General features: G+C 52.5%; 4 protein-coding genes. All 4 read right to left on the reverse strand.

The features are described 5' to 3' along the window. Positions 1 to 1501 (reverse strand): preprotein translocase subunit SecA (gene secA / locus QMM04_RS21065; protein ID WP_282996941.1); only part of this gene is annotated, 1501 nt, incomplete at its 3' end. 74 nt (positions 1502 to 1575) lie between these two features. After that, positions 1576 to 2076 carry a secA translation cis-regulator SecM gene (secM, locus tag QMM04_RS21070; protein WP_197080208.1) on the reverse strand — a complete coding sequence of 167 codons (501 nt, stop codon included), beginning with the start codon at positions 2074 to 2076 and terminating at the stop codon, positions 1576 to 1578. Positions 2077 to 2344: 268 nt separating this feature from the next. Continuing rightward, entirely contained in the window at positions 2345 to 3262 is a 918-nt protein-coding gene (gene lpxC / locus QMM04_RS21075) for a UDP-3-O-acyl-N-acetylglucosamine deacetylase (protein WP_034829665.1), read from the reverse strand. Positions 3263 to 3363: 101 nt separating this feature from the next. Continuing rightward, the coding region (gene ftsZ, locus QMM04_RS21080; RefSeq protein ID WP_282996942.1) for a cell division protein FtsZ at positions 3364 to 4436 on the reverse strand (1073 nt) is incomplete at its 5' end.

Here is a 4436-nt window from a genome sequence, read left to right on the forward strand (position 1 = left end):
TGACTGCAGCTGGTTGACCTGCCTGTGCCACGATATCCGCTTCGCTGGCGTGGAATTTGGCGTTCAGTACGCTGTGTTTGATACCCGCGCGCGTCAGTTCGTTAGAGACCACCTCTGATTTCTCAATCGAAATGGTACCGACCAGCACCGGCTGGCCTTTCGCAGTGCAAGTACGAATGTCTTCGATGATCGCGTCGATCTTCTCTTTCTCGGTCATATAGACCAGGTCAGCCATATCTTTACGCACCATCGGACGGTTAGTTGGCACCACGATGGTATCGAGTTTATAGATCGAGCTGAATTCAAATGCTTCGGTATCAGCAGTACCGGTCATACCGGCCAGTTTTTCGTAAATACGGAAGTAGTTCTGGAAGGTGATGGAAGCCAGCGTTTGGTTCTCGTTCTGGATTTCCACGCCTTCTTTGGCTTCAACAGCCTGATGCAAACCATCAGACCAGCGACGACCCTGCATGGTACGGCCAGTGTGCTCATCAACGATGATCACTTCGCCATCTTTTACGATGTAATCGACATCGCGGGTAAACAGCGCATGCGCACGCAGTGCAGCCGTCACGTGGTGCATCAGCATGATGTTGGTTGGCGAGTAAAGTGACTCACCTTCTTCCATAATGCCCTGGCTCACCAGCAGCTCTTCAACTTTTACCAGACCACGCTCGCTCATGTGAGCCTGACGTGCTTTCTCATCGACCCAGAAATCGCCTTCACCCTGGAAGGTTTCTGAGTCTTCCTTCTCCTGGCGTACCAGGTGAGGAATGATTTTATTCACTTTGGTGTACAGCTCGGAGCTGTCTTCAGCAGGACCGGAGATGATTAACGGCGTACGCGCTTCATCGATCAGGATGGAGTCCACCTCATCCACCAACGCGTAGTGCAGTTTACGCTGTACACGCTCTTCCGGGCTGAATGCCATGTTGTCGCGCAGGTAGTCGAAGCCGTATTCGTTGTTAGTACCGTAGGTGATATCCGCAGCATAGGCAGCGCGTTTCGCCACCGCAGGCATGTTTGGCAGGTTGATACCGATAGACAGACCCAGGAACTCGAACAGTGCACGGTTGTTTTCGGCATCACGCTGAGCCAGGTAATCGTTCACCGTGACCACGTGCACGCCTTTACCGCTCAATGCGTTCAGGTAAGCCGGCAGTGTTGCCGTAAGGGTTTTACCTTCACCGGTACGCATCTCGGCGATGCAACGCTCATTCAGCACCATGCCGCCAATCAGCTGTACATCGAAGTGGCGCATACCAAACACACGTTTACTGGCTTCACGCACCGTGGCAAAGGCTTCAGGAATCAGGCTTTCAAGGCTTTCACCTTTCTTCAGGCGTTCACGGAACAGGTCGGTCTTGGCTTTCAGTTCGTCATCCGAGAGCTTGACGAAATCCGGCTCCATCTTATTGATGACATCGACGATTTTGCGCATACGACGCAGGGTACGATCGTTACTGCTGCCAAAGACTTTGGTTAACAATTTGATTAACATGATAAATTTTTCTCAATTCAGCCGCATTCATGCGGACTGGAAAATCTAAAACAGGATGTGGAAAATCGTTACTGTTAAGCAATGGCAGGCCCGGCGCGGATGCCATGAATAGCAGCCTGCCAGTCAGCAGAAGTGTGAATTTGAGGTTCGCGATGACGCAGCGTTTCCTGCGGCTCTAATGCAATAGCGGGTTGAGCTGGCGATGTGAGTAGCGCCTGCAGCGAATCGATTAACGCCAGCTTTTGTGCCGCCAGCGGGACTGTATGACTCTCTTCCGCTTCTGCTGGTGGCGTCATGCTAAATGAGAGGTGGCGAATGACCGTGCGAATGGCATGCTGATGCCAGTAATCGACATTGAAATTTGGTCGACGCGCACTTTCCTGCAGACGGATTAAATGATCGAAATGAACAACATTGCCAACAAACAGGCTGCTGATGGGCGAGTCTGTCGCCGTGGACTCCGCACTTTGCGCACAGGCAGGCAAGCCCAAACTGGCCGCCACCATCCCTAACAAGAGATGAGGCCAGAAGTAGCGTCTGCCTAATTGTCGCCAGCGTGAGAAAATCCCGATCACAACCTGTCCACAGTTAAATAAAGTAATGAAGCCGTTGCGGTTATCCGCGAACCTGCTCATATGAGCGCCAGATAATAGCACTTATGTGGGGCCAGGACACCAGTGATTAAAGGGCTTACGGGGGATTTCACGTTTATTTGTACAGGCTTTCGCCAGTGATAGCAGAGAATTGAGAGCGGTCTTGCAGGAATAAAAAACAGGCAATAAAAAACGGCAGCTTCCACTGACCGGAGAGGGTGTCAGGGAAACTGCCGTTTTTATGACTGACTTACGCCAGAACTAAATTTGGAGCTTTGAATGCCAGTGGCAGTTCAGCTTCGTCTTCGAAGGTCGCCCATTCCCAGGCTTCCTGCTTCGCCAGTACCGCTTGCAGCAATTTATTGTTTAACGCATGGCCTGATTTAAACGCAGAAAATGCGCCAATCACGTTGTGGCCACACATAAACAGATCGCCGATCGCGTCCAGCATTTTGTGACGAACGAACTCATCTTCAAAGCGCAGACCGTCTTCGTTGAGTACGCGGAAATCATCAAGACCAATCGCACAATCTAAGCTACCGCCCAGGCACAGGCCTTTAGACTGCAGATATTCGATTTCACGCATAAAACCAAAGGTGCGCGCACGACTGATTTGGCGAACAAACGCCTCAGCCGAGAAGTTTAACTGGTAACGCTGCGAGCTTGAGTCAATTGCCGGATGTTTGAAGTCGATAGTAAAGTCGAGTGAGAAACCGTTGTAAGGTTTGATCTCGGCCCACTTATCGCCATCTTCAACACGCACCGTCTGCTTAACGCGTACGAATTTCTTCGCACTGTTCAGCTCTTCGACGCCTGCATCCATCAGCAAGTAGACAAAAGGCGCGGCACTGCCATCCATAATTGGGATTTCGGGCGCATCGACTTCAACAATAATGTTGTCGATACCCAAGCCTGCCAATGCAGCATTCAGGTGTTCAACCGTCGATATACGCACGCCTTCATCATTCACCAGGCAGGTACTCAGCATGGTGTCGCGCACGTATTTTGCATCAGCCGGGAAATCAACCGGTGGATTCAAGTCAGTGCGACGATAGATGACCCCGGTATTAGCCGACGCAGGGCGTAAGGTCAGCGTGACTTTCTTGCCGGTATGTAAACCGACACCTGTCGCCTGAACAATACGTTTTAATGTCCTTTGTTTGATCATCGCATTATCTCGCAATATTACCCATCCGACCGCCAGTATAAATTACCGGCGGGCGAATACTTTAGCACAAAGAGCGGAGAATCCCAATTCTCAGGATATTCTTAGTCTGCCTGCTTACGCAGGAAGGCTGGAATATCAAGATAATCTGGCTCTTTATTGGACGATGCTGGCTGGTCGTTGACCACTTTCGCTGCCGGCTTCTGCTCCTGCGGCAACGGCGCCATGCCGTGCTGCTGGTAGCGATGATCCATCACTGGCTGCGAAGCCGGTTTGTTGGTCACCAGCGTAATTTCTGGACGCTTGTCCATGCCAATACCGGTTGCAACGACGGTCACGCGCAGTTCGTCGTTCATCTCTGGGTCCAGAGAAGTACCGATGACCACGGTCGCGTTGTCAGAGGCGAAGGCGCGGATAGTGTTACCCACGGTTTCGAACTCATCCAGACGCAGGTCGAAGCCCGCCGTGATGTTGACCAGCACGCCGCGCGCACCAGACAGATCGATATCTTCCAGCAGTGGGCTGGAGATCGCCATTTCGGCTGCTTCTTCGGCACGGTCTTCACCGCACGCCACGCCGGAGCCCATCATGGCGTAACCCATTTCTGACATCACGGTACGCACGTCCGCGAAGTCAACGTTCATCAAGCCTGGGCGAGTAATCAGCTCGGCGATACCCTGCACCGCACCTTTCAGTACGTCGTTGGCTGCACCAAAGGCATCCAGCAGAGAGATACCGCGACCCAGCACTTTTAACAGCTTGTCGTTCGGGATGGTGATCAGTGAATCGACATGCTTAGACAGCTCAGCGATACCCTGTTCAGCAAAAGCCATACGCTTTTTGCCTTCGAAGTTGAAGGGCTTGGTCACCACCGCAACGGTCAGGATACCCAAATCTTTTGCTACTTCTGCCACGACTGGCGCTGCACCGGTACCGGTACCGCCGCCCATGCCAGCAGCGATAAACACCATGTCTGCCCCTTCCAGCGCAGAACGCAGTGCTTCACGATCTTCCTCAGCTGAGGTACGACCCACTTCCGGGTTTGCACCCGCACCGAGACCCTTGGTGATGCCGGTCCCGATCTGGATCGTCTGGCCAACCGCTGTCTTACGTAACGCTTGCGCGTCGGTGTTTACAGCGAAGAATTCTACACCTTCGATACGCTCGCGTACCATGT

It is taken from the genome of Pantoea sp. Pa-EAmG (assembly GCF_030024295.1).
GTDB classification, from domain to species: Bacteria; Pseudomonadota; Gammaproteobacteria; order Enterobacterales; family Enterobacteriaceae; genus Pantoea; species Pantoea dispersa.

Coding starts and splice junctions, on each gene's coding strand:
- lpxC (WP_034829665.1), bottom strand. CDS start 3,262: ATGATCAAACAAAGGACATTAAAACGTATTGTTCAGGCGACAGGTGTC.